Raw genomic sequence first — 910 nt, 5'->3', positions numbered from 1 at the left:
CCCGACCCTCAATTCGACGGCGGCGCCTGTCCGGCCGCCACCCCCAATTGCACCTGACGCAGCGCCTCGTAGGCGCCAATCCCCACCGACGTCGAAAGATTCAAGCTCCGGCGCTCCGGCAGCATCGGGATGGACACGGGCGTGCCCGTCCCCCCCTCCATCACCTCCGGCAACAGCCCCGTCACCTCCGAGCCGAACACCAGGTGGTCCCCCGCCTGGAACCGCGCCCCGTAGAGCGACGTCTCGGCCCTCGCGGAGAACAGCCAGCGCCGGGCCTGCGGGTACTCCGCCACGTAGGCGTCATAGGTCGGGTAGAGCTTCAGGAACACCTTGTCCCAGTAGTCCAGCCCCGCCCGCTTGAGGTTCCGGTCGTCGATGGAGAACCCCAGGGGCTCCACCAGGATGAGCCGGCAGCCCGTCACCGCGCACAGCCGGGCCACGTTGCCGGTGTTGGGCGGAATCTGGGGGGACACGAGGACCAGGTGCAGGGGGGACGCCAGGGGCTCAAGCATGGGATAGAACACGGGGCATGCACTGGAGGGTGACCAACGAAACGCGGCAGCGACTGCTCGCGGACCGCGCCGAACGGGCCGAGTCCTTCGTCCAGCGCTTCCAGGGCCTCATGGGCCGCGCCTCGCTGCCAATGGGGGCCGGGATGCACATCGCGCCCTGCAACTCCATCCACACGTTCTTCATGCGCATCCCCATCGACGTGGCCTTCCTGGACGCGGAAGGGCACATCGTCAAGCAACTGTCCGCCCTTCCCCCCTGGCGCGCCACCTCCCTCTACCGCCGGGCGAAGTCCGTCCTGGAGCTGCCCGCGGGCGTCCTCCTCGCCAGCGGCACCCAGGAGGGCGACCGGCTGGTGTTCGCCCCGGCGCAGACTGTCGGATCCTGAAAGGCGCCCCCC

The 910-nt window shown here is 69.7% G+C and carries 2 protein-coding genes; one reads left to right on the top strand and one right to left on the bottom strand.

Annotation, left to right across the window (positions count from 1 at the left end):
* Window positions 1-8 precede the first annotated feature (8 nt).
* The gene (locus D7X12_RS41570) at window positions 9-512 is read right to left on the bottom strand and encodes a tRNA (cytidine(34)-2'-O)-methyltransferase (RefSeq protein ID WP_120630585.1); all 504 of its coding nucleotides are present in this window, start codon (window positions 510-512) and stop codon (window positions 9-11) included.
* A 17-nt stretch (window positions 513-529) separates the two neighbouring features.
* Here D7X12_RS41570 and D7X12_RS41565 point away from each other — a divergent pair, with 17 nt between their 5' ends.
* Complete coding sequence (locus D7X12_RS41565; protein ID WP_120630584.1) at window positions 530-898, top strand: DUF192 domain-containing protein; 369 nt, start codon at window positions 530-532, stop codon at window positions 896-898.
* Window positions 899-910: the final 12 nt, after the last annotated feature.

The organism is Corallococcus sicarius, from assembly GCF_003611735.1.
In the GTDB taxonomy this organism is placed as follows: Bacteria; Myxococcota; Myxococcia; order Myxococcales; family Myxococcaceae; genus Corallococcus; species Corallococcus sicarius.
This window is presented reverse-complemented; position numbering and strand designations above follow the sequence as displayed.